This is a genomic window from Prevotella sp. OH937_COT-195, from assembly GCF_003932845.1.
Classification (GTDB): domain Bacteria; phylum Bacteroidota; class Bacteroidia; order Bacteroidales; family Bacteroidaceae; genus Prevotella.
Window position 1 is genome coordinate 1 of sequence record NZ_RQZH01000165.1, and the last position, 408, is coordinate 408.

Here is a 408-nt window from a genome sequence, read left to right on the forward strand (position 1 = left end):
GATTAAATGAGAGTTTGATCCTGGCTCAGGACGAACGCTGGCGGCGTGCCTAATACATGCAAGTAGAACGCTGACTACTTTAGCTTGCTAGAGTAGAAGGAGTTGCGAACGGGTGAGTAACGCGTAGGTAACCTGCCTACTAGCGGGGGATAACTATTGGAAACGACAGCTAATACCGCATAACAGTGTTTAACACATGTTAGATGCTTGAAAGATGCAAATGCATCACTAGTAGATGGACCTGCGTTGTATTAGCTAGTTGGTGGGGTAACGGCCTACCAAGGCGACGATACATAGCCGACCTGAGAGGGTGATCGGCCACACTGGGACTGAGACACGGCCCAGACTCCTACGGGAGGCAGCAGTAGGGAATCTTCCGCAATGGACGAAAGTCTGACGGAGCAACGC

The 408-nt window shown here is 51.0% G+C and carries 1 rRNA gene; it reads left to right on the top strand.

Annotated elements, in window-relative coordinates:
- Positions 1-2 precede the first annotated feature (2 nt).
- Positions 3-408 (top strand): 16S ribosomal RNA (locus EII32_RS11750); the annotation flags it as partial.